The sequence below is a fragment of the Comamonas testosteroni genome (assembly GCF_000761245.1).
Taxonomy (GTDB): domain Bacteria; phylum Pseudomonadota; class Gammaproteobacteria; order Burkholderiales; family Burkholderiaceae_C; genus Comamonas; species Comamonas testosteroni_C.
Map to the genome: position 1 here is coordinate 288,785 of NZ_AWOR01000068.1, position 23,808 is coordinate 312,592.

20 protein-coding genes are annotated in these 23,808 nt (G+C 61.2%); 7 read left to right on the top strand and 13 right to left on the bottom strand.

The features are described 5' to 3' along the window. Positions 1-21 precede the first annotated feature (21 nt). Positions 22-1,707, top strand: coding sequence for a phosphoethanolamine transferase (locus tag P353_RS20270; protein WP_232776728.1), 1,686 nt, complete (start codon positions 22-24; stop codon positions 1,705-1,707). Between the two features lie 98 nt (positions 1,708-1,805). On the opposite strand, the gene P353_RS20275 is transcribed toward P353_RS20270, so the two are convergent. Genes P353_RS20275 through P353_RS20295 form a run of 5 tightly spaced genes read right to left on the bottom strand, consistent with a single transcriptional unit; the run spans position 1,806 to position 6,103 of the window. Further along, entirely contained in the window at positions 1,806-2,576 is a 771-nt protein-coding gene (locus tag P353_RS20275; RefSeq protein WP_003073654.1) for an ABC transporter permease, read from the bottom strand. A gap of 8 nt (positions 2,577-2,584) precedes the next feature. Then, on the bottom strand, positions 2,585-3,433 hold the full coding sequence (locus tag P353_RS20280; protein WP_034373637.1) for an ABC transporter ATP-binding protein: 849 nt from the start codon (positions 3,431-3,433) through the stop codon (positions 2,585-2,587). A 57-nt stretch (positions 3,434-3,490) separates the two neighbouring features. Next, complete coding sequence (locus P353_RS20285; protein ID WP_034373640.1) at positions 3,491-4,519, bottom strand: ABC transporter substrate-binding protein; 1,029 nt, start codon at positions 4,517-4,519, stop codon at positions 3,491-3,493. A gap of 53 nt (positions 4,520-4,572) precedes the next feature. Next, entirely contained in the window at positions 4,573-5,073 is a 501-nt protein-coding gene (locus P353_RS20290; protein ID WP_034373642.1) for a nucleoside deaminase, read from the bottom strand. A gap of 13 nt (positions 5,074-5,086) precedes the next feature. Continuing rightward, entirely contained in the window at positions 5,087-6,103 is a 1,017-nt protein-coding gene (locus P353_RS20295; RefSeq protein ID WP_034373645.1) for an ABC transporter substrate-binding protein, read from the bottom strand. Positions 6,104-6,578: 475 nt separating this feature from the next. On the opposite strand from P353_RS20295, the gene P353_RS20300 reads away from it, so the two are divergent. Continuing rightward, the gene (locus tag P353_RS20300; RefSeq protein WP_034373647.1) at positions 6,579-7,577 is read left to right on the top strand and encodes an isopenicillin N synthase family dioxygenase; all 999 of its coding nucleotides are present in this window, start codon (positions 6,579-6,581) and stop codon (positions 7,575-7,577) included. Positions 7,578-7,772: 195 nt separating this feature from the next. On the opposite strand, the gene P353_RS20305 is transcribed toward P353_RS20300, so the two are convergent. The 6 genes from P353_RS20305 to P353_RS20330 form a co-directional block, all read right to left on the bottom strand. Beyond that, complete coding sequence (locus tag P353_RS20305) at positions 7,773-8,027, bottom strand: acyl-CoA-binding protein (protein WP_034373650.1); 255 nt, start codon at positions 8,025-8,027, stop codon at positions 7,773-7,775. Between the two features lie 183 nt (positions 8,028-8,210). Further along, the gene (locus tag P353_RS20310; RefSeq protein ID WP_034373652.1) at positions 8,211-9,416 is read right to left on the bottom strand and encodes a porin; all 1,206 of its coding nucleotides are present in this window, start codon (positions 9,414-9,416) and stop codon (positions 8,211-8,213) included. Positions 9,417-9,666: 250 nt separating this feature from the next. Then, positions 9,667-10,638, bottom strand: coding sequence for a quinone oxidoreductase family protein (locus tag P353_RS20315; protein WP_034373655.1), 972 nt, complete (start codon positions 10,636-10,638; stop codon positions 9,667-9,669). A gap of 107 nt (positions 10,639-10,745) precedes the next feature. Continuing rightward, positions 10,746-11,714 carry a Bug family tripartite tricarboxylate transporter substrate binding protein gene (locus P353_RS20320; RefSeq protein WP_034373657.1) on the bottom strand — a complete coding sequence of 323 codons (969 nt, stop codon included), beginning with the start codon at positions 11,712-11,714 and terminating at the stop codon, positions 10,746-10,748. A gap of 17 nt (positions 11,715-11,731) precedes the next feature. Continuing rightward, entirely contained in the window at positions 11,732-12,790 is a 1,059-nt protein-coding gene (locus P353_RS20325; protein WP_034373660.1) for a 3-keto-5-aminohexanoate cleavage protein, read from the bottom strand. Between the two features lie 120 nt (positions 12,791-12,910). Beyond that, positions 12,911-13,759, bottom strand: coding sequence for a TauD/TfdA dioxygenase family protein (locus tag P353_RS20330; RefSeq protein WP_034373663.1), 849 nt, complete (start codon positions 13,757-13,759; stop codon positions 12,911-12,913). 156 nt (positions 13,760-13,915) lie between these two features. Here P353_RS20330 and P353_RS20335 point away from each other — a divergent pair, with 156 nt between their 5' ends. Next, positions 13,916-14,950, top strand: a complete 1,035-nt coding sequence (locus P353_RS20335) for an AraC family transcriptional regulator (RefSeq protein ID WP_034373666.1) — start codon at positions 13,916-13,918, stop codon at positions 14,948-14,950. Here P353_RS20335 and P353_RS20340 read toward each other — a convergent pair. Then, positions 14,937-16,148, bottom strand: coding sequence for a M20 aminoacylase family protein (locus P353_RS20340; protein ID WP_034373669.1), 1,212 nt, complete (start codon positions 16,146-16,148; stop codon positions 14,937-14,939). The genes P353_RS20335 and P353_RS20340 overlap by 14 nt on opposite strands. 84 nt (positions 16,149-16,232) lie before the next feature. Next, positions 16,233-17,393: an ABC transporter substrate-binding protein gene (locus P353_RS20345; RefSeq protein ID WP_034373671.1), complete on the bottom strand. Its 1,161-nt coding sequence runs from the start codon at positions 17,391-17,393 to the stop codon at positions 16,233-16,235. Between the two features lie 161 nt (positions 17,394-17,554). Between P353_RS20345 and P353_RS20350 the strand changes: the two genes are divergently transcribed. The 4 genes from P353_RS20350 (at position 17,555) to P353_RS20365 (ending at position 23,801) form a co-directional block, all read left to right on the top strand. Beyond that, positions 17,555-19,618: a molybdopterin-containing oxidoreductase family protein gene (locus P353_RS20350; protein WP_034373674.1), complete on the top strand. Its 2,064-nt coding sequence runs from the start codon at positions 17,555-17,557 to the stop codon at positions 19,616-19,618. Between the two features lie 144 nt (positions 19,619-19,762). Then, a complete protein-coding gene (locus tag P353_RS20355) occupies positions 19,763-21,373 on the top strand; it encodes a sensor domain-containing diguanylate cyclase (protein ID WP_034373677.1) in 1,611 nt (536 codons plus the stop codon). 304 nt (positions 21,374-21,677) lie between these two features. Continuing rightward, positions 21,678-23,273 carry a flavin monoamine oxidase family protein gene (locus P353_RS20360; protein ID WP_034373680.1) on the top strand — a complete coding sequence of 532 codons (1,596 nt, stop codon included), beginning with the start codon at positions 21,678-21,680 and terminating at the stop codon, positions 23,271-23,273. Between the two features lie 30 nt (positions 23,274-23,303). Further along, positions 23,304-23,801, top strand: coding sequence for a c-type cytochrome (locus P353_RS20365; RefSeq protein WP_034373683.1), 498 nt, complete (start codon positions 23,304-23,306; stop codon positions 23,799-23,801). Positions 23,802-23,808: the final 7 nt, after the last annotated feature.

The following is a 23,808-nucleotide window of genomic DNA, read 5'->3' on the forward strand; positions in this document are numbered from 1 at the left end:
CCTATTTTTTTGCCGTCTACCGTGGCTACCCAAGACTCCGTTTCTGCCCCATTTTTCAAGGGGCTTTTTCAACCTCGCACGCCTCAGTTCATCGCTCTGGCCCTGGCCATCTGGCTGACACTGACGGCCAACTGGGCCCTGTGGCTGCGCCTGCCTTCCCTGGACGGCTATCACGGCAGTCTGGCCCTGCTTGCCCTGCGGGTTGTGCCGCTGGTGCTGGGCGCCAGCCTTCTGCTGACCTCTTTGTTTGCCTGGCCGCGCTTTACCAAGCCGTTCTGGGTTGCGCTGCTGCTGGTGGCAGCCAGTTCCCAGTACTTCATGGTCAGCTACGGCACCGTGATGGACAAGGGCATGATTCACAACATCCTGCAGACCGATGCGCGCGAAAGCTCGGACTTGTTCAACATCAAGCTGCTGGGCGAGGTGTTGATCATCGCCATAATGCCTGCCATCTGGCTGTGGAAAACCCCGCTCAAACGCGCCAACAGCGCCTGGCGCAATGTGCTGCGCACCGCCTTGCTGCTGCTGGGCGGCATCGCCCTGATAGCCGCATCGCTGGCCGTTTCGTACCGCGATCTGGCCCCCGTGGTGCGCAACAATCTTTGGCTGCGCTACATGATCAACCCCATCAACCCCGTGCTCTCGGCGGCTTCGGTGGCGCTGGACCCCATACTCAACAAGCCCAGACCCTTTGTCAGTATCACGGGGGGCGCAGCTCTGGGAGCCAGCTATGCGGCAGCCCAGAAACCGCCGCTGCTGGTGCTGGTGGTGGGCGAGACGGCACGCTCAAAGAACTTCAGCCTCAACGGTTATGAACGCGATACCAACCCCGAGTTGGCCAAGCGCGATGTGCTGAGCTGGCGCAACGCCCGCTCCTGCGGCACCAGCACCCGCGAATCGGTGCCCTGCATGTTCTCCAACCTCGGCCGTGAAGGCTTTTACGCCTCCAAGGTCGAGCATGACAACCTTCTCGACGTGCTGCAGGCTGCCGGCCTGGCCGTGCTTTGGGTGGACAACCAGGCCGGCTGCAAAGGCGTGTGCAAGCGCATCCCCATGGCCGACACCGCCGACAGCGTGAACACGCCTGCTGGCAAGGCCTTGTGCACCCAGGATGGCGAATGCCTGGACGCGCTGCTGCTCAGCGGCCTGGACGAGCGCATCGCCAAGCTGGACCCCGCACGCCGCGCCAAGGGTCTGGTGCTGGTCATGCACCAGATGGGCAGTCATGGCCCCGAGTACTTCAAGCGCTCCACCCCAGACCTCAAGGCCTTCACGCCCGAGTGCGCCACCAATGCCCTGTCCAGCTGCTCGCAGCAAAGCGTGGTCAATGTCTACGACAACTCCATTCGCTATACCGACCATTTCCTGGCCCAGACCATAGACTGGCTCAAGACCCAGCAAAGCCAGTTCGAAACCGGCATGTTCTACATGTCCGACCACGGCGAGTCGCTGGGCGAGCTCGGTGTCTATCTGCATGGCATGCCCTATGCCATGGCACCCGATGATCAAAAGCATGTGCCCATGATTGCCTGGCTGGGAACGCTGGGTGCTCGCACCGGCTTGAATCAGGGCTGCCTGAGCAAGGCACTGGATCAGCCGCTCTCGCATGACAACCTGTTCCATACGGTCATGGGTCTGATGGATGTCATCTCGCCGACCTACAACCAGCCGCTGGATGCATTTGCCAGCTGCCGCAAGGCCGGCTAGGCATTGACTGCGAAGCACAAAATGGCCAGCCGGATCAATGATCCGGCTGGCCATTTTCGTGTTCAGGTGCTGCGTTGACAGCGCTCAGAAACAGTGCATCACTCGCCCTGAGAGCCGCGACGTGCCCAGCCCGTGGTGTGCTTTTCCAGCAGATTGAACAGTTCGTACATCACCATGGCCATGGCCCCCACCACGATCAGCCCCGCAAAGGCCAGCCCCATCTGCATGGAAGATCCTGCGGAGACCAGCAGATAGCCGATACCCTCGTTGGCAGCCGTCATCTCGCTGACCGTGGTGCCAACGAAGGCCAGCGTGATCGCGACCTTGAGCGAGCCATAGAAATACGGCAGGGAGCGCGGCAGGCCGACCTTGATCAGCACGTCCCAGCGCTTGGCCCCCAGCACGCGCAGCACATCCTCCAGTTCGGGCTCCAGCGTGGCCAGACCCGTGGCGATATTGACCATGATGGGGAAAAAGCTGATCAGAAAGGCCGTGAGAATGGCAGGCCCCGCGCCGATGCCGAACCAGACCACCAAAATCGGCACGAATGCTGCCTTGGGCAGTGCGTTGAACGCCGTCATCAGCGGGTAGAACGCCGCATAGGCAAGACGCGAGGATCCGATCAGAAACCCCAGCAGCACGCCCACCACGATCGCCAGGGCAAAGCCTGCCATCGTCACCCAATAGGTGCGCCAGGCATGCATGGCAATCGTGCCCGCGAACTCATAGAGCTGATGGCCTATGGCCCAGGGGCTGGGGAAGATGAATTCCGAAACGCCGAAACCCGAACAGATGATCTGCCAGAGCAGGACGATCAGCAGCAACAGCAGCCAGGGAGCCCAGCGCTCAGCGGTTTTTTGATGTTTCATGGTGCGCCTTATTGAGGAATGGCTGCACCGGTGTCGGAGCCGCTTTTGCGCAGGGCACCGATATGGCCGCGCAGCTCGTAGACGATGTCCGAGAACTCGGGTGTGTAGGTGACCTCCAGATCACGCGGGCGCGGCAGATCGATGTCGCGGCGCACCACGAAGCGGCCCGGGCTTTTGCTCATCACATAGACGGTATCGGCCAGGAACACGCTCTCGCGCAGATCATGGGTGACCAGGATCACATTGAACTTCTGCTCAGCCTGAAGGTCGCGCAAGATGCACCACAGCTCTTCGCGGGTGAAGGCATCGAGCGCGCCAAAGGGCTCGTCGAGCAGCAACATCTGAGGCTCGTGAATCAGGGCGCGGCAGATGCTGGCGCGCTGCTGCATGCCGCCGGACAGCTGCCAGGGGAATTTGCGCTCATAACCGGCGAGTCCGACCTTGCCCAGCAGCTCAATGGCACGCGCCTCGTATTCCTTGCGCTTTTGCTTGAACTGCGAACGGTGCGGCTCCACGATCTCCAGCGGCAGCAGCACATTGTCCAGCGTGGTGCGCCAGGGCAGCAGCGAGGAGGACTGGAACGCCATGCCCGAGATCTTGAGCGGCCCTGTCACGCGCTGGCCATCGACCGTGATACGCCCCATGGACGGCATCTTCAGGCCCGTGGTGAGCTTCATGAAAGTGGACTTGCCACAGCCCGACGGACCGACGATGGCGATGAACTCGCCGCGCTGCACCGTGAGGTTGATGGCCTCCACCGCAAAGTGGTTGGCCTGCAGCAGCTCTTCGTTATAGGCCAGCCAGACGTCTTTGAATTCGACAAATGGCCGGACAGCTTCTGTATCTGATGACTTCATAAAAACAGGCTGTAGCGCTTGTCACACAAGCGCGTCCAGCTATCAATCAATGAGTAATTACTTCTTGGGAAAAACGTCGAGATCCGCGACGGGCGGCAGGAAGCGGCCGTTCCAGAGCGTCTCGGGATTCACGCGTGTCTTGGTCGCATAGACGTCCGAGATCTGGGAGGCCATCAGCGCCATGCGTGTGGGGCTGACCTGGCCAAAGCCTTCGCCGCGCGCATCGGCGGTGTTGATCACCGTGTCGATCGCCAGCTGCAAACGGCGGCTTTCCAGAGCGGTGTTGACGATGCCGTCGCGCTCCTTCACATAGGCAATGGCAGCACCGGGGTTGGCCATGACTTCCTTGGCGCCCTTGCTGAAGGCCTTGAGGAAGGCGCGCACGGCTTCGGGGTTCTCGCGCACCAGCTTGGCGCTTGCGATGATGGCGTTGCCATAGAGCTTGACGCCGTTGTCGGCAAACGGCATGACCGCCACATCGGCCGCCTTCACGCCACGCGCTTCCAGGTTCAGCAGCGAAGTAAAGGTAAAGCCCGTGATGGCATCGATATCGCCGCGTACCAGCATGGTCTCGCGCAGCGGAGGGTCCATGGTGGTCCATTGCACATCGCCGACCTTGTTGGCCTTGGCAAACAGCGGAAAGCCGCGTCGGCCTGCATCAAAGACCGGCGCTCCCAGCTTCTTGCCCGTCAGGTCCGCGGGCTTGGCGATGGCGCTCTTCTTGAGCGCCATGACCGAGGCCGGCGTGTTGTTGTAGACCATCATCACGGCCACGGGCTTGTCTTTGACATCGGGGTTGTTGGCATGAAACTCCATGAGCGCGGCCAGATCGGCAAAGCCCATGTCGTAGGAGCCCGATGCCACGCGCTGGATGGCGCCGCCGGAGCCGCTGCCGGCATCCACCGTCACATTCAGCCCTGCGGCCTGGAAATAGCCCTTGGCGACAGGCTGCAGAAACAGCGCCGCTGGCCCTTCGAAACGCCAGTCGAGCTGGAATTTGATGGGCGTGGCGGCAAAGGCTGCCGTGGCGCTGGCGAAGCTGCCCAGGGCCAGAACGGATTGCAGGAACAGGCGCTTGGTTTGCATGGTGGCTTCCCTCTCTCTATGTCAACGAGTTGCGGTTGGATTCATGTCGGCGCTCAGACCTTCCAGGCGCCCTGGTGCGAGCTGCTGGCCTCTTCGATCAAGGCCGGCCCTATGCATTCGATGGCGTGCGAAGCGGCCTGGAACACATCGCGGCAGGACAGCTCGGCATCTTTCTGGTCGAGCCGCTCGCCGCGGAACACGCGCAGCCGCTCGGCATCGATGCCATAGACCACTCGGCCGATGGCGGACCAGAAGATCGCGCCGGCACACATGACGCAGGGCTCGGCAGACGAGTACAGCGTGGCGCCAGCCAGTTCATCGCGTGAATGCAAGGGACTGGCCAGGCGGATCGCGGACAGCTCGGCATGGGCCGTGCAATCGCCGCTCTCGCCGTTGGCATTGCTGGCCTCGGCCAGAACGCGCCCGTCGGCAGCCACGATCAGCGCACCGAACGGCCGGTTACCGCGCTCGCGCGCCGTATCCGCTAGCGCAATGGCTTCACGCAAATAGCAGCCATCCGTGTCATTCAAGGCCTGTGCTTGAGGTAAGGACATGGGCCAACCCTCCTCAGGCCTTGAGCATGCGCGCCGACTTGGCGGGCAGCATGCTGCTGTTGAACAGCGCATCGGCAGATGGCGTGGTCTTGAGCGCAAAGGTCTGCACCACACTGTCCAACTGCTGCTCCAGCAAGCGCTTGCTGAAGTCGCCCAGCCCATGGCTTTTCGTATCTGCTGCGGCTACGTACTGTGCGGTGATGGACCAGCGCTCCAGCTCCAGCTTCTCATCGAGAATCGGCTCGCGCTGGCGCACGGCAGCAATGCCTGCAGCTGGGTTGGCAAGGCATTCCACAATCGCACGGTTGGTGGCACGCAGGAAAGCGGCCACCACCTGCGGCTTCTCGGCGATCAGTTGGCTGGACGCAAGGATCGCATTGCCATACAGATGAACGCCTGCATCGCTGTAGCGCAGTATGGAGAGTTCCTCGGGCTTGAGGCGCGTAAACAGCGATACCGCCGACTCATGGAAATAGGTGGCGGCATCCACATCGCCACGCACCATGACGTTGTCACGTGCCGAGAATTCCGTCGTCGACCAGGCAAACAGATCGGCAGGCAGATTCTTGTGCCGCGCAACCATGGGCCAGGCTCGGCGCGTGGACTCCACTGCCGCTGCAGCCACCTTCTTGCCCTTGAGACTTGCAAAATCCGAAGTGATGCCTCTGTCCTTGCGCCCGATGATCACAAAGGGCGCGCGGTTGTAGTACTGGTAGACGGCCTGCACGCGAGGTGTGCCGGCGTTCTGCGCATTGAACTCAATCAGCGAACTGATATCGCCCAGTCCGAGCTGGTAGGCACCGCTGGCGATACGAGTAATCGAAGCCACCGAGCCCGACCCTACGTCCAGACTCACATCCAGCCCCTCATCGCGGTAGTAGCCGTTTTGCTGAGCCAGAAAGAACGGCGCCGTCTGGCCGTTGACGCGGAAATCCAGCGTGAATTTCAGCGGAGTCAGCGACTTGCCCTGGGCATGAACCCAGGGTGCGCCGCAAAGAGGCAGGGCAGCAAGGAAATGGCGACGTAGCATGGTGGAACTCTCAGGTCTCTGGCGACAGGAACGCCAGCAGCTGCCGCTGCTGACAGGACTTGAGCAATTTCCGGGCACTGCACGCGGATGCAGGCTGAACGCTTCTACTCGTTCAACCTTCTAGCAATTGGCGTGCCTGCTTTGGGTTGCGCCTTGCCAGGTATCAACAAAGTGCATGCAAAGGGGATGGATGCATGGATTCATGCACGGCAATGCACCAGATTGAAGCCATGCACCAAAACCAAGAGTGCCAGCGCCCGGGTAAATGGCTGGCACGCTGTTTGCTGCACTCAAATCAAGAGTAGAAGCGTTCAGCACGGTGCTCTGACCGTCCCCCGGTCAGCAGCTTCGCGGGTCATTGCTCTTGAAGTGGGCGCGGCAAGCAGCCACGCCTGGTATCCACACTTCAGATGCCCCGCAGCCTCAAGCATCACTGGCAACGCCGGTGTCTGAAGTCATCGCAAGAGAAATTCTTATGCAGACCGTGACCAGCCACTCTTACAGCCTTGGCGAACTGGACAAGGAAGCCCGCATGGGCGGGCAAGGCGCAGAAACTTCAGCGCGCGAAGTTCGCGTCATCGACATCAGCGACTTCGAGCAGCGCAAGCAGGAGATTGCCGAGCAGATCTGGAGCGCTTCGATGGAAATCGGCTTCTTCCAGGTTTCCGGCCACGACATTGCCCAGGCCGATATCGACGCCGCATTCGGCAGGGCAGAACAGCTATTTGGCTTGCCACCCGAAACCAAGGCGCAATGGCCGCTATCGCGCAATGCAGGCTGGGAGCACAAGGCGCAAATTCGCCCTTCCACGCGCACCCCCGACCAGAAAGAGTCCTATCAGGTCACGCGCCCGCGCATGCAGGGTCTGTGGCCCAGCGAGCAGGAGCTGCCCGGCTTCAAGCAGGCCACGCTGGCCTTTGAGCATCAATGCTGGCAGGTAGGCATGCAACTGCTGTCCTGCTTTGCCTACAAGCTGGGCTTTGATGAGGAGTTCTTCACCCGCGCACATGACCCCGCTGTGCCCAGCTACCAGAGCACGCTGCGCATGCTGCATTACTTTGCCGTGGACCCGGCACTCAAGGACGAAATCGGCCTGTGGCGCGCAGGCGCACATACGGACTTCGACTGCCTGACGCTGTTGTTCCAGCGCGCCGGCCAGGGCGGGCTGCAGGTGCTTCCCGGCAAGGAGGCCGAGGCCCAGCAATGGACCCCCGTGAAGCCCGTGGATGGCGTCATCACCTGCAATATCGGCGACATGCTGATGCGCTGGAGCGACGACCAGTTGCCCAGTAACTTCCACCGCGTGCGCAACCCTCAGCCCCATGAATACCAGGGAGCCCGCTACAGCCTGGCCTTCTTCTGCCAGGCCAATGAGGATGCGGTGATCGAAGGGCCGGCCAAAAAATATCCGCCCATCACAGGGGCGGAATATTTGCGTCGGCGCATCAGCGCCAATTTCTCGAACAAGTACTGACACCCCCTGAGCAGCCCTGCCGCTTCCCCCAAGGGGGACGACACCTTCGGGGCGGGGCGACCCTTCCTCGGTGTGCCTAGCCTCGGGGCGCGCCAGTTTCCAGCTCCCCGTCCTTGGCGCAGTGTGATGTGGTCTGAATTGAAACGACAAGGCCCCGGAACCCGGAGCCTTGTCGGCAATCAGGGCTGGCGCAGATCAGCGCAGCGACTCGATGAGATCGATGTACTGCTGCTTGGCCTCATCCAGCGTAGTGCCTTCCAGCTTGGCCCACGCATCCCACTTGGCACGAGCCACCATGTCGGTGAAGCTGGGCTTCTTGGCTTCGTTGTCACCCTCGGTCGCTTGCTTGTACAAGGCATAAATCTTGAGCAAGGTGGCGTTGTCGGGACGCTCGCCGAGCGAGGTGGAATTCTTGACGGTCTCTTCAAACCGGGCGTTCAGATCGGACATGAAAGGTCTCCTGCGCTTTAGTAATCGAGGCCAGTGTAGCCAAAAATCCGCTAAATTAGAACGACCGTTCTTTTTATTTCACAAAGTACTGCGACGTCGGCAAGCAAGCAGCCCTTTGCGGCACACGCTCTCTCAGATCCGCCCCTTCGCGATTCGCCTTACGGCAGTAGCAACGGAGTGCCTTCAGAACATCATGCGCAGACCCGCATCAAAGCCCAATGCGCTGCGTGGCTGCATGCCAGGGCTGTTGCTGTAGGCCGGTTGCGGCATGATGACCGGGCTGCTGACGGCCAGCGGCGTCACACCCATCACCGCAGGATTGTTGTGTCCATTGCTCACGCTGATACGTGACACCGTGGTGTAGAGCGCCGTACGTTTGGAGAGGTTATGCACATAACCCAAGGCCAGCTTGTTCACCGAGGCGTCGCCAGTTCCCTGCCCATTTTTGAATTGCACCCTGGCCACCGACGCCCTGAGCTGATGCAGTCCGACAGGGATTTGCACACCAGCCAGAAGCCCGTCATAGCGGTCTGTGGCCCGCACATCGCTGCGCGCATTGCGCACCTGCGACCACTCGCCCAACACGCGGACCGGCCCGAAGTTGTACGAACCTCCCAGGTTCAGGGACTTGATGGTTTCCTTGCGGCCGTTGAAAGTGCCCAGCATGCTTTCGCCATAGCCCAGCGCAATATCGGTGGGGCCGCTGGCCCAGCCTATGCGGCCTCCCGCATAGCGGCCGCGCCTGGCATCATTTTCCGGGAAGGCATACATCAGCTGGCCATAAAGTCCGCCCAGCCCTGTCGGCAGGTGGTAGCCGATGGAGTTGTTCGCGCGCAGATAATTGTCCGTGCCTGCCGACAAACCGTTTCCCAGCAAGCGCTCAGGCAGCGTGCCGCTGGTCTGCGTACTCAGTGCACGGTTGATGGCCAGGTTGCTGCTGACCACCGCCAGCAAATTGACGCCCACACCGTTGACGGAATAGGGATCAAAAGCCCAGTCATTCAGAAACGAAGGCGTGTGATCGCGCCCAAGGCGCAGCTCGCCCCAATTGCCCGCCAGGCTGACGGTGGAGCGTCGCCCAAAGTTCAGCGCGCCGCCGCCCGTGTCGTTGGTCACAGGCGCTTCCAGCCACATACTGGCAGACATTCCAGCACCCAGATCTTCAACGGCACGAACACCCAGGCGGCTGGCCAGATTGCCCGATGGTGACAGCGCCCAGATACCTTGGCTGGCCGTGCGACCAGAGCCATCCCAGGAATTGCTGCGCACCATGTAACGGCTGACGCCCGCATCCATGACACCAAACAGCGTCACGGATGACTGAGCGCCGGCCAGACTACTGGCGGACAAGGCAAAAAGACTCCAGATATAGCGTGAAATACGTGGCATGTCATGTCTCCTTTTCGTTATGAATTTGCGGTCTTGATCCGCGAAATCACTCTAGAAAAGGAAGGCTGCAGCTCTTGTGCAGTTGATGCCATTCATTGCTTATTTGGTGCCATGTTCCCAAGGTGAAATCCCTAGGAATGTCGCCCTGCCACATGACCAATGTCAGGCAGAAAAAAGCCGGCACCTTGGAATAGGTGCCGGCACAGATCCTCGCAATGGCTTTACGCGCCCGACATTTGCACCCAGCAGCTCATGGCACGAGTACCGTTGCCCCCACGGTCTTGCGCGCCTCCAATGCGCGATGGGCTTGTGCCGCCTCGGCCAATGCAAACTCCTGCTGCGGCTCGCTCACAATGCGCCCTGCCAGCACATGCTCGAACAGCTCTGCAGCCATCTCCAGCATATGTGAGCGGGGCTGGATGTAATGCATCATGGCCGGCCGGGTCATCCAGATCGAGCCTTTGGCGGCCAGCAGCGATGAGTCCACCACCACGGAGCCGGAAGAGGTTCCGTTGCTGACCAGCGAGCCACGCGGCTGCAGGCAATCGAGCGAGTCCATCAGTGTGTCCTTGCCTACCGAGTCATAAACCACGGGAACGCCCTTGCCTGCCGTGATTTCCTTCACTCGCTCGACGATGCTTTCGCGCGAAGTCACGATGGTGTGCGCGCATCCGTTCGCCCTGGCCAGTTCGGCCTTCTCATCCGTGCTGACCGTACCAATCATGTTGACCCCCATGGCGCGGGCCCACTGACAGGCAATCAGACCGACGCCTCCGGCAGCTGCGTGGTAGAGAATGGTTTCACCGCCCTGCAGCGGATAGACCTGACGGAACAGATACTGGGCCGTCATGCCTTTCATCATGAGCGTGGCTGCAGTACGGTCTGAAATTCCGTCGGGCAGCGGAATCAGCACTTCTGCAGGCATCACACGTGCCTGTGCATAAGCGCCTTGCGGACCGATCAGATAGCCAACGCGGTCACCCACCCGGATATCCGTCACACCCGTTCCGACGGCCTCGACCACCCCGACGGCATCCGAGCCCAGTCCGTTGGGCAAGGCCAGCGGGTAACGCCCGGAGCGGAAGTACACATCGATGAAGTTGAGCGCGATATAGCTATGCCGCACACGCGCCTGGCCTGGGCCGGGGTCTCCCACGGCAACGTTTTCCAGTCGCAGAACTTCTGGACCGCCAGTCTCGTAAAAGCGAATGGCCTGAGTCATGAAATACTCCTGTCTCTATTGTTCACAGCAAGGTGCAGCAAGCGCTGCAAAGCAAAAGTCCGGGCATCCTCAGTCGCAGACATGCCCGGAACGTTTGACGAGCCGACTCAGTTCAGCTTGATACCGAAATTCCTGACGATCTCGCCATTGCGCTGGTATTCGGACTGCAGATCGGTAGACAGCTGCTCCAGCGTGCGCTCCTGCTTGATGGGCTCGAAGCCGGTGGACAGATAGCGCGCCTGCACCGCCTGGCTGGCGTTGACCTTTTGCAGCGTGGCATTGATCTTCTCCAGCAACGGCTGCGGCGTCTTTGCCGAGGCAAAGACGCCGGCCCAGTTGCTGAAATCAAGTTCCGGATAACCGAGCTCGCCCATCGTCGGCACATTGGGAAAATCGGACAAGCGGCTCTTGTAAGCAACGGCCAGCAGCTTGACCTTGCCGCTGGGAACCAGCGGTTTGGTGGTCACGGAGCCGTCGAACATCAGCGGAATCTGATTGCCCATGATTTGTGCCAGTGCCGGTGCAGAGCCTGGAAACGGCACATGCTGCATGTCCAGGCCAGCCTTCTGATTCAGTATCACTCCGGCGTACTGCGATGCCGTCCCCTGGCTGTAGGAGGCAAAGGACAGCTGACCCGGATGGGCCTTGATATAGGCAATAGCCTCCTTGGCATCCTTGGCCGGAAACTGGGGCGAAGCAATGAAGACCATGACGGAGCGTGCCATCTGCGAGACGGGTTTGACATCCTTCATGGCATCAAAGCCCCCCTTGAGCACATGCGGAACCTCGGTCAGGATATTGGTCACCGTCACTAGCAGGGTATTGCCGTCTGAGGGCTGGGACAGCATGTATTTCACCGCCATGGCACCGCCGGCACCGGGGCGGTTTTCCACAATCACAGGCTGTTTGAGCTCATGCGCCAGCTGATCGCTGATGATTCGTGCAAACACATCGATCGTGCCGCCGGGCGGGGCTGGAACAATGAGCTTGACGGGCTTGTCGGTGAAAGCGAAGGCGCTGCCAGTTGGCAAAGCTGCAGCCAGAGCAATGGACAACAGGACTGGAATGCGTTGCATCGTGCGATCCTTTGACCTCAGGCGACTTTGCGCAGAAAACCCTGCTGAGCACCGTTGCGATTCGGAGCAAAGCCGTTCCTTGTCAGGCTCTCCTCCACGGTGTCGTAGAACACCCCGATCTGGCAGATTTCGCGCGCCTGTGCAGGCGTGGCAATGGGGCGGCTGCATTCCTTGGCAATGCGCACCAACTGCTCGATCTGCTCCACCGTGCCCATTTTTCGGGTTCGGGTCTGATTCCATAGATTGTCTTCGGTGCCGCAGCGCACATGCAGGCCCATGGCAATGCCCATGAGATTGATGGGCAGCACGTTCAGCACCGAGGCCTCCACCGTGAGCACCGCACCGTCTGGCACGGCGCGCACAAAATTGGCCAGGCTGTAGACGCTTGGCTGGTCCATGCCGCCGCCGATGGCCACCCAGTTCAGCACCAGCGGACCTTTGTATATGCCGCGACGCATCAGCCGCTCAACCGACTCGAAGCTGTTGATGTTGTAGCACTGGAAGGCACTCTGAATGCCCGCCGCACTCAGGCGGCGTATATGTTCTTCGGCCCAGCCCGGCTGTGCAGGCACGGTCATTTCCTTGTAGGCATTGAACACCGCTGGGTCCTCCATCGAAGTGCCCTGGATATCCCGCGCATCGAACTGCTCCAGAATGTTCATCTGCGAGGTATTGATGGTCACCGTCACCTGATCGGGCTTGGGGTCCAGCTCGGCCAACATGTGGCGGGTATCGTCAGACAGCCATTTGGCGGCCGCGCCATCGGTTTCGGGTGCAAAGCTGATCGACCCACCCACCTGGATGATCATGTCCGGGACGCGGGCACGCACGCCGGCAATCAGCTCGTTGAACTTGGAAAGCCGCTTGCTGCCGCGACCGTCGAGCTCACGCACATGCAGGTGCAGCACCTGGGCACCGGCGTTGTAGCAGTCCACGGCTTTTTGAATCTGCTCCTCCATCGTGACGGGAATTTCGCCAGGGAAGTCCTCCGGCAGCCACGAAGGCGCATAAGGAGCTGCAGTGATGATGAGAGGCTGCTGATTTTCGGCAACCAGGTGACCGTCGAGAAAATTCATGATGGTGTCTCCGTTGTTATATGAAAGCCATTCCCGCACTTTGATCCTTGGGTACAGCTGTGCTTGCATCGCACGGCACGGCCAGGTCCTGCGCCTTGCCACGGGCGTCTCTGCCGATGCTCAAAAAGTCGGTGTTCCAATGATTCCAGCACGCTCCATCTTTCGATGGCTTGGCGGGTAATCCATCACCGCGTAATGCTGTGTCGCGCGGTTGTCCCAGATGGCGATGCTGCCGGGCTCCCAGCGCCAGCGGACCTGGTACTCGGGGATCGCGGCCTGGCTGATCAAGAACTGCAGCAGACTGGATGAGCCCTGGGTGAAGTCCTGGCCCACACGCACATTGGCAGGCGTGTGGAAGTTCGTGAAATGCGTGGTGAAGCCGCTGACGAACAGGACTTTCTCGCCGGTTTCCGGATGTGTGCGCACGACAGGATGCTCCGCATCCGGAAACTGCGCCTTGAGGGCCAGACGCTTGTGCGCAGGCATGGCGGCACCAAAGGTGCACTCAATGCTGTGGCGTGCCCGCAGCGGAGCTATCACGTCCTTGATATGCGATGGAAGCATCTCGTAAGCCAGCGCCATATTGGCCCACATGGTGTCGCCGCCAACCGGCGGACATTCAACGCAGCGCAGAACGCAACCCATGGGCGGCACCTCGCGCCAGGTGGCATCGCAATGCCAGGAGTTTTCATACCGGTCCAGCGGCTTGTCCGGCGTCTTGTAGATCTGCACCAGGCCGGGATGATCGGGATCGCTGCCGACCACCGGGTGATCCTCCAGCTCGCCAAAACGCCGGGCAAAACCAACATGCTCGGCGCGACTGATACTCTGGCGACGCAAGAACAGCACCTTGTGCTTGAGCAAGGCCGTCTTGATCTCTGCGAAAAGCCCATCATCGCGCAGCGCATCCGCCAGTTGCACATCGACCAACTCCGCGCCTATGGCACAGGTCAGAGGGTTTATCTGCATAGCTGTCTCCTACCTTTTTTGAACCCGGGCTTGTTGCAGGTCTCTGCCGTCCGGTAAGTCCACTGTAGAAAACCTGTGTCACATAGGTTGTGCATTTCATGCCGCACCTTATGCATCTCATGCCAGAATTTCCACGCCTCTATGCATGGAGCAGTCATGGTCACTTTTGTGCGCGCGGCATCTCTGACAAATTTCTCGGAACTCTTCAGCGAGCTGGGTGGAGACCCCGACGCAGCATTGCGTCGTGCGGGGCTGCGACCCGCCGTGGTGCGCGAGCAGGATCAGCTGATCGATGCGCTGACGGCCGGGCGCTTGCTGGAAGAAGCTGCAAGCATCACGGGTTGCGAAAACTTCGGCCTTCGCATGGCGCAATCGCGGCAGGTCTCGAACTTCGGTGTCGTCAGCCTTTTGTTGCTGCACCAACCCACCTTGCGCAAGGTGCTGAGTACGCTGATCGAGCATGTGCACATGCTCAATGAGTCGCTGGTGATTCATATGGACGACGCCAATGGCGTCGTGGTGCTGCGCGAAGAGTTCACCCTGCCGGAGGCGCTTCCGCAATCCATGGAGCTGGCAATCGGCGTGCTGTTTCGCACCTGCAATCTGCTGCTGCATGAGCAATGGCGCCCGCTGCGGGTCTGCTTCAGCCACCCCGCGCCCAGCGACACCAGCCTGCACAAGCAGATGTTTCGTTGCCGCGTGGAGTTTGATGCGGACTTCAACGGCATTGTGTTTCGCACCGAGGACCTGGATGCACCCAACCCCTTGGCCGACCCGGTTCTGGTGCGCTATGCCAAGACCATGGTGGACACCACGCAGCAAGGCCGTCAGGCCTCGATCGCTCAGCAGGTGCGCAAGGCCATCTACCTCATGCTGCCCTCGGGCAATGCCACCTGCATCTGCGTGGCCCAGGGTCTGGGGCGCAGCGTACGGACCCTGCAGCGCGAGCTTGACGGTGAAGGCCTGAGCTTTACCGACCTGCTGCAGGAGGTTCGCTCAGATCTTGCGCAGCGCTATGTGCGCAACCCTGACTACCCTGTGGGCCAGATCGCCTCCATGCTGGGCTACAACAGCCACAGTGCCTTCACACGCTGGTTCAGCACGCTCTTTGGCTGCCCGCCCGAAGTCTGGCGTGAAAGAAATCTTCCACCCAGCCCGCAACGGCGGGCCCAAGCCTTCAGCCGCACGTAGGCTGGTGCAGCCAACGCTGGGCCAGCTTGACCCAGAAGGTCGCGCCCAGCGGAATCAGCGCATCGTTGAAGTCGTAGCTGGGGTTGTGCAAGGTGCAGGGACCGCCGCCATGCCCGAGGGCGCGATGATCACCGTCGCCGTTGGCGATAAAGCAGTAGGCACCGGGCTTTTCCAGCAGCATGAAGGCGAAGTCCTCGGCCCCCATGGATGGCTCTTGAGGCACCACACCAGCATCGCCCAGAATCTCGCGCATCACGGCCTGGGCAAATTCGGCCTCGGGGGCCGTGTTGATGGTGGGTGGGTAGTTGCGCACGAACTCGAACGAGCATTGCGTGCCATGCGCCGCACAGACAGCCTCGCTGATCTGCTGCATGCGCTGCTCGATGAGGTCCAGCACCTCCAGCGTGAAGGTACGCACCGTGCCCTGCAGCTCCACGCTGTCCGGCACGACGTTGGTAGCCTCGCCGGCATGAACCATGGTGACCGACACCACACCCGCCTCAATGGGCTTGACGTTACGACTGACGATGGTCTGGAAAGCCATGATGAGCTGGGCCGCCACGGGTACCGGGTCCACCACCATATGCGGCATGGCCGCGTGGCCGCCCTTGCCGCGCACCACGATCCTGAATTCGTTGCTGGATGCCATGGCGGGCCCCGCACCCACGGCCATGGTGCCAGCCTTCATGCCCGGCCAGTTGTGCATGCCAAACACGGCCTGCATGGGGAACTGCTTGAACAGTCCGTCGTTGACCATCTCGCGAGCACCGCCACCGCCCTCCTCGGCAGGCTGGAAGATGGTGTAGACCGTACCTTCGAAGCTGTCGCGATGTGCGGCCAGATATTGCGCCGCCGCCAGCAGCATGGCCGTGTGGCCGTCATGACCGCAAGCATGCATCTTGCCCGCATGGCGGCTGGCATGGTCAAAGGTGTTGAACTCCTGCATAGGCAGGGCATCCATATCGGCACGCAGGCCGATGGCTCGGCCGCTGCTGCCGCCGTCACGACCTTGGATGATGCCCACCACACCGGTCTTGCCCAGACCGCGATGGATTGCTATGCCCCATTGCTCCAGCTTCGCCGCGACCAGATCCGAGGTCCGTATTTCCTCGAAACACAGCTCGGGGTGGGCGTGGATATCGCGACGCAGCGCGGCAATGTCAGGGGCGCTTGCTTGAAGTTCGGGCAGCAGGGCCATGCGCTCTCTCCTTGGGGTCATCAATGGCAAAGATGCCATGATGGCCCAAAGCGAGAGAGCTTGCGCCCTGTGCACCTCAAAGCCTCACACCCGGACCTTTCCGTCGCCCGTGAGCATGGACAGCTCCACAAAACGGGGCTTGCCCGCCTGTGCACGAAATGCGATAGGAAAGCCCGCAACCTGCTGGCCATTCATGGCCTCCAGCGCCGCCACCAGGCCATCGCGCTGCAGACGACCTGCGGCAGAGGCTGATTTCAGCGCTTCGCTCACGACACGGGCAGCCAGATAGCCTTCCATGCTGGAGTAATCGGGCTGCAGCGAAGCACCGCTTTTTTGCAGTGCAGCCTGAAACTCACGCGCCAGGGGATGCGAGGTCTTGAAAGGCGAGGGCACGACCTGGGTGACCACGACGCCCTCGGCCTCCTTGCCAAGGGCCTGCGCCAGTGCAGAAGTGCCCACGAACGACACGTTGTAGAACTGACCGCCATAGCCTGCCTGGCGTGCCGCTCGCACAAAGGCAGCGCTGGCCGCATAGGTGCCGACCTGCACTATCACATCGGCACCCAGCGGCACCAGAGTCTTGACGGCCTTGGCCACATCCTGGGAATTTCGCTCCACCGTCGCGGCACCCACGGGTTTGAGGCCATGGCCTTGCAGCGCCTGCATCACCCCCTCGAGACCTGACTGGCCATAGGCGTCGTTCTGGTGAAACACCGCGATCTTCTTGAGGCCCAAAGAAACCAGTTGTCTGACCATGAGAGCGGTTTCATCGGCATAGGAGGCACGCAGATTGAAGACCGTCTGCGCCAGCTTGGGGTCGCGCAGGCCGGCGCCCCCCGTCAGTGGAGCAATCAGCGGCAGCTTGGCTTTCTGCAGCAAAGGCAGTGCGGCCATGCTGGTGGGAGTGCCCAGATAGCCGAACAAGGCCATTACATCGTCGGCAATGAATTTCTGGGTATTGGCCACGCAACGCTCTGGCTCATAGCCATCGTCCAGCGTGCGCAGCTCCACCTGGCGGCGGCCAATGCCGCCCTGGGCGTTGAGCTGATCGAAGTACAGCTTGGCGCCCTGCACAAACTGCATACCCAGCTGCGCCGAAGGGCCGCTCAGTGCACAGGACTGCCCAAGCACAATGGGTCCGCTCGAATCCTGGGCATGACTGGCGCCGGTCCAACTCCCGGCTGCCACAGCTGCACCAGCAGTCATGAATTGACGACGATTCCACTCCACTCGCTTGTCCTGCATTGCTCTCGATCTCTTTCTACGGGCTACTCATTGCTACGGGCTGGATCGGCCCGTTTCTGGGGTCTTGCATCTCAGGTTTTTTGGCATGGATGCGCGCCGCATAATAGGCCCACAAAACGGTCTTCAGCCGCAAACCGGCCCAGAATTTTCGAGCCCACGACATGCCTCATATCGTTCAAGTACGCGGCGCCTGCCCGCATGACTGCCCGGACACCTGCGCCCTGGTCACCACGGTGGTCGATGGCACCGCCACCAAGGTGCAAGGCAATGCAGAACACGCTCACACGGGCGGCGTGCTCTGCGCCAAGGTCAGCAAGTACACCGAGCGCACCTACCACGCCGGGCGAGTGCTGCAGCCTCTCAAGCGCAGCGGCCCCAAAGGCAGCGGCCAGTTCACCCCCGTGAGCTGGGACGAAGCGCTGAGCGATATTTCCCAGCGCCTGCACGGCATTGCCCAGCGCGCGCCTGAAGCCATACTGCCCTACAGCTATGCCGGCACCATGGGACTGGTGCAGAGTGAAAGCATGGACCGGCGCTTTTTTCACCAGTTGGGCTCCAGCCTGCTGGATCGCACCATCTGCGCCAGTGCCGGCAGCGAGGCGCTGACTGCCACCTATGGCGGCAAACTGGGCATGCGCGTGGAGTTCTTTGCCGAAAGCAAGCTGATCCTGATCTGGGGCAGCAACAGCATTGCCAGCAATCTTCATTTCTGGCGCTATGCGCAGGAAGCCAAGCGCCAGGGCGCCAAGCTGATCTGCATAGACCCGCGCAAGAGTGAGACTGCCGACAAATGCCAGGAGCACCTGCAACTGCTGCCCGGCACCGATGCGGCACTGGCTCTGGCGCTGATGCACGAGCTGATCGTGCATGACTGGCTGGACCATGACTACATCGCCCAACACACCCAGGGCTGGGACGCACTCAAGGCCAGAGCATTGCAATGGCCGCCCGAGCGCGCCGCCAGTGTCTGTGGCCTGAGCGTGGAACAGATTCAGTCCCTGGCACGTGATTACGGCACGACCAGACCAGCGGCCATTCGCCTCAATTACGGTATGCAGCGAGTGCGCGGCGGCGGCAATGCCGTGCGCGCCGTGGCCTGCTTGCCGGCTCTTGTCGGTGCCTGGCGCCACCGCGCGGGCGGCCTGCTGCTATCCGCCTCGGGGGTCTCGCCCTTCAAGCGGGCCTCTCTTCAGATGCCGCAGTTGCTGGGTGAGCGTCGCCCACGCACCCTGAACATGAGCCAGATTGGCGATGTGCTGCTGCATGAGGGTGATACCAGCTTCGGCCCCAAGGTGGAAGCCGTCGTGGTCTACAACAGCAATCCCTTGGCAGTGGCGCCAGAGTCAACCAAGGTGGCCGCGGGCTTTGCGCGCGAAGATCTGTTCACCGTGGTGCTTGAGCATTTCTTGACCGACACCGCAGACCATGCCGACTATGTGCTGCCCGCCACCACGCAGCTCGAGCATTGGGACATCCACGGCAGCTACGGCCATACCGATGTGCTGCTGAATCGCCCCGCGATCGAGCCCCAAGGTCAGGCGCGCAGCAACGCGCAGATCTTTCGTGATCTGGCCATGCATATGTCCAGGCTGGACTCCGCTTTTGCGGCAGCATATTTTTCTGAGTCTGATGAAACTCTATGCCGCACAGCAGTCTCGGACACAGCTATTGATTTTGAAGAGCTGCTGCAACAGGGCTTTGCCCATATCCCGCTGCCCGATGCTCCGTTTGCCGAAGGCGGCTTTGCCACGCCATCGGGCAAATGCGAATTCGACAACCCCGCCCTGGCGCGGCTGGGCATCAACACCCTGCCCGACTACCTGCCCAATTACGAGCCGCCCACGACGGCCTACCCGCTGGCCATGATCTCGCCACCCGCACGCAACTTTCTCAACAGCAGCTTTGCCAATGTGGCCAGTCTGGCCCGCATGGAAGAGCGTCCGCTGCTGGAGATGCACCCCGATGACGCAACTGCGCGCGGCATTGCCGACGGTGACCAGCTGCGCGTCTTCAACCAGCGCGGCGAGCATGTCTGCCACGCCGCCGTCAACGGCCGCGCTCGCGCCGGCGTGGTGGTGGGCCTGGGCATCTGGTGGCGCAAGCAGGGAGCCAACGGCACGAATGTGAACGAGCTGACGCATCAGCAGCTCACCGATATTGGCCGAGCGCCCTGCTTCTACGACTGCGCGGTACAGGTGGAAAAGTTCAAGGAGTTGTCAGCCTGATGCGGCTGCATTGTGGTTGACCATGAGCAGGGCCACGGCTCGAGCAACCATAATGCAGACACTCAATGAATATGCGGCCGGGGTCTGAGCCTGTCAGAGCACACAGGTACAGCGCAGAGCCGCCCTGCTCTCGCGACATCATCTGTGAAGAAATCTCTCCCCTGGCAACGCCGCCTGGCACCGACCCGACTTGACCTGCGCCGCCTGATTCTGGTCCTGACCATCTGCAGCGCGCTGATCCCGTTTCTCAACACCTTCTATGCCGGCTATCTGGTGCAGCGCCAGCAGCTGATAGACAACACGCTCGAAGGTCACCATGCCTATGCGACCAAGCTGGCGCAGAGCACGGATGATTTTCTGCAATCCGCCCTGCAGCAGCTGGAATACAGCGCCAATCTGATGGGCGCGCACATGGACGACGTGGACTATCTGGCCAGGGAGGCCACACGTCTGCGCCTGCAAACCAAGAGCTTCAACTCCGTCACCATCATCGACCCCACGGGCTATGTGCTGGCGACATCGCCCGAAACCCTGCAGATCAAGGGCAAGACGCTGCAAAGCGCCGGAGTGACACAGACATTGAGCACTCGCGGGCCCGTCATCAGCCAGCCCTATATGTCCACGGCCGGCAACTACATCGTCTTTGTCTCGCAGCCCATTTTCGACCCTCAGGGCGAATTCCTGGGAGCGGTAGGCGGCAGCATCTACCTCAAGGAAGACAGCATCCTCGACACCCTGCTGGGCTCGCACTTCTACCAGGATGGCACCTATGTCTATGTGGTGGACAGGAACAAGCACATCATCTATCACCCCGACAACCAGCGTATCGGAGATCAGGTGATCAACAACGATGTCATCAACGCCGTGATCCGGGGCGAGTCGGGAACGGCGCCGGTCGTCAACAGCAAGGGCGTGGAAATGCTGGCCGGCTATGCCGTCATCCACGCCTCGGGCTGGGGCATTGTGGCCCAGCGTCCCAAGGCGGCCACGCTGGCCCCGCTCAACAAGCTGATGCGCTCCGTGCTCTACAAGACCCTGCCCATCGCCCTGCTGATGCTGGTGGTCATCTGGTGGAGCGCGCGCCGCATTGCCAGCCCACTGCGCCAGCTCGCCAACGGCGCTCACGATATGGACAAGCCCGAGACGGCGCAGAACATCCAGGCCGTCAAGTCCTGGTACTTCGAGTCCCACGAACTCAAGAAAGCCATGCTCAAGGGCCTGGGCCTGCTGCAACGCAATATCACCAAGCTGCGCGAGGATGTGAACACAGATCCGCTGACAGGCCTGGGCAATCGCCGTCATCTGGAGGCAGCTATCAGCGCCTTTCAGACGCAAGCGCTGCCGTTCTCGGTGATTGCCATCGACATCGATCACTTCAAGCATATCAACGACGGCTTTGGCCACGATACAGGCGACGAGGTCCTCAGACAGCTCGCACGCACCATGCGCGAGGTCTCGCGTGTCGATGACCTGCCCTGTCGAGTGGGTGGAGAGGAGTTTCTGCTGCTGCTGCCCGGCACGGGGCTGGAGGCCGCCGCCCATGCCGCCGAGCGTCTGCGTCATCTGGTCGAGAAGATGGAGATACCGCCAGTGGGCCATATCACGATCTCGCTGGGCGTGGCCCACTGGCCCGACAGTGCTCCCGATATCAAGGCCGTCTTCCAGCAGGCCGATGCCATGCTCTACGCAGCCAAGCGAGGTGGACGCAATCGTGTCATGGTCAGTAAGGCCAGCGAGCCTCCCAGCGAGCTCTGAGCCCGGCGGGTCCGTAGTTCCGCTCCCACTCTCAAGGCGTATCCGCTGTCACAGCCGATACGCTTTTTTTGCAGCTTATTGTGTGACTCCGCTGCACCAATTTGGCGATTGATGCTTCAAATTAGTGAGCATGCACCATACGAGTTAAGAGGATTGAATGCAGATTGATCTGAATTACATAACAAGTAACTGATTTCATTGAACTAATGCCTTGAGCCCCTTGCCCTGGCACAGCTCTTGCTGAAAACCCTTGCCCCGCAGCCCCGGATGGACAGCGGAATACACAACAGCAAAGGGATTTCAGATGCCAGAGCCAAGCAAGCATGTCAGTCGCAGACAACTGCTCTCGATGATCGGAAAGGTCGCGGGCGGCAGTGCCATGTATCAAGCCATGAGTTCACTGGGATATGCCGCCCAATCGCATTACAGCGGTCCGGTCAAGCTCGGCAACGCCAGACCTGGTGCATCGGTTCTGGTGCTGGGCGCTGGCCTGGCAGGCATGGTGGCAGCCCACGAGTTGCGTGCGGCCGGCTACAAGGTGCAGTTGCTTGAATACCAGAGCCGCGCCGGAGGCCGCTGCTGGACGCTGCGCGGCGGCGATGAATTCAGCGAACTCGACGGCACGCGCCAGAAAGTGGGCTTTGCCAAGGGCAACTACTTCAACCCCGGCCCCTGGCGTGTGCCCTACCACCACCATGCGATGCTGGATTACTACAAGCGCTTCGGCATCAAGCTCGAAGCCTTCAACCAGGTCAACTACAACGCATATCTGCACAACAGCAAGGCCCTGGCCGGCAAGCCTCAGCGCTTTCGCCATGTGCAGACCGATGTCTACGGCCATGTGGCCGAGCTGCTGTCAAAGGCTACCAATCAGGGCGCATTGGACCAGAGCGTCAGCCGGGAAGACAAGGAACGCCTGCTGGAGAGCCTCAAGGCCTGGGGCGTGCTGGACAAGGAGTACCGCTACCGCGCCAGCAATGCGGTCAGCGATTTCCGTGGCTACGACATCGACCCCGGCGGCGGCATGATGGCGCTGGCCAAACCTTCGACGCCCATGGGCCTGCACGAGCTGCTCGAATCCAATTTGTGGCGCCAGATGGGTGTGGGCAATATCTACGAATTCCACAGCGCCATCTTCCAGCCCGAAGGCGGCATGGACATGCTGGCCCAGGCCATGGCACGCGATCTGGGCTCTGCCATCCGCTACAACGCCAAAGTCACCAGGATCGCCCAGAACGACAAGGGCGTAACCGTGGACTATGTGGACGCCCTCAAGCCCGGCGCCACGCTGCAGGCCCGCGCCGACTGGTGCGTGTGCACGATTCCGCTGTCCATCCTGAGCCAGATCGAAGTGCAGGCCGGCAGCGCCATGCAGAACGCGATTGCTGCCGTGCCCTACGGTAGCTCCATGAAGGTCGGACTGGAGTTCAAGCGCCGCTTCTGGGAAGAGGATGAGCGCATCTACGGCGGCATCAGCTACACCGATCTGCCGATCCAGCAGATCTCCTACCCCTCCACCGGCTATATGAGCCGCGGCCCCGCCGTGCTGCTGGGCGCCTATGCATTCGAGAACTCCAACAGCTACCGCTTCTCCTCGCTCAAGCCGGCCGAGCGCGTTCGTCTTGCGCTGGAGTACGGCGCGCAGATCCATCCGCAGTACAAGCAGGAGTTCCTCAACGGTGTGTCGGTGGCCTGGCATCGCATGCCCTGGATCAACGGCTGCTTCGGCAACTGGACCGATGCGCTGCGCGAGCAGCACTACAAGGATCTGGCCCAGATCGATGGTCGCCTGGTGCTCGCGGGCGAGCATGTCTCGTACATCCCCGCCTGGCAGGAAGGTGCCGTGCTGTCCTCGCTGGACGCCATCCAGCGTCTGCACGCCAAGGCCTCCAGCCTCTGATCGCCCATGTCCGCCACAAGGAACTTCACCATGCACACATTGCACCGTCTTTGCGCCGCTTGCGCCCTGGCCCTGGGTCTCTGCGGCGCCGTCCTGGCCCAATCACAGGGCATGAAAACCCAGGATGTGAAAAACCTGCAAACGCTGCAGTCTGCCGCCGTTCTTTCCATCTCGCCCACCGATACCCAGGCGCTGATGCAGAACTTCTCTGCGGTCCGCCCACGCTTCAGTCAGAGCGGCGGAGAGACCCTGTACCAGGCCATCTGCCAGGGATGCCACATGGTCAAGGGCGAAGGTGCCAAGGGCGCGGGCTTCTACCCTGCGCTGGCCTCCAACCCCAAGCTGGCAGCCGCTGCCTACCCGGCCTCGGTCGTCATGAACGGCCTGCACGGCATGCCGTCCTTTGCCAGCAAGCTGTCCGATGAGCAGATTGCCGACGTCGTGAACTATGTGCGCAGCAACTTCGGCAATCAGTACCCGGACAAGCTGTCTGCCGCCGACGTCAAACCCTTTCGCGTCACCCCATAAATCCATT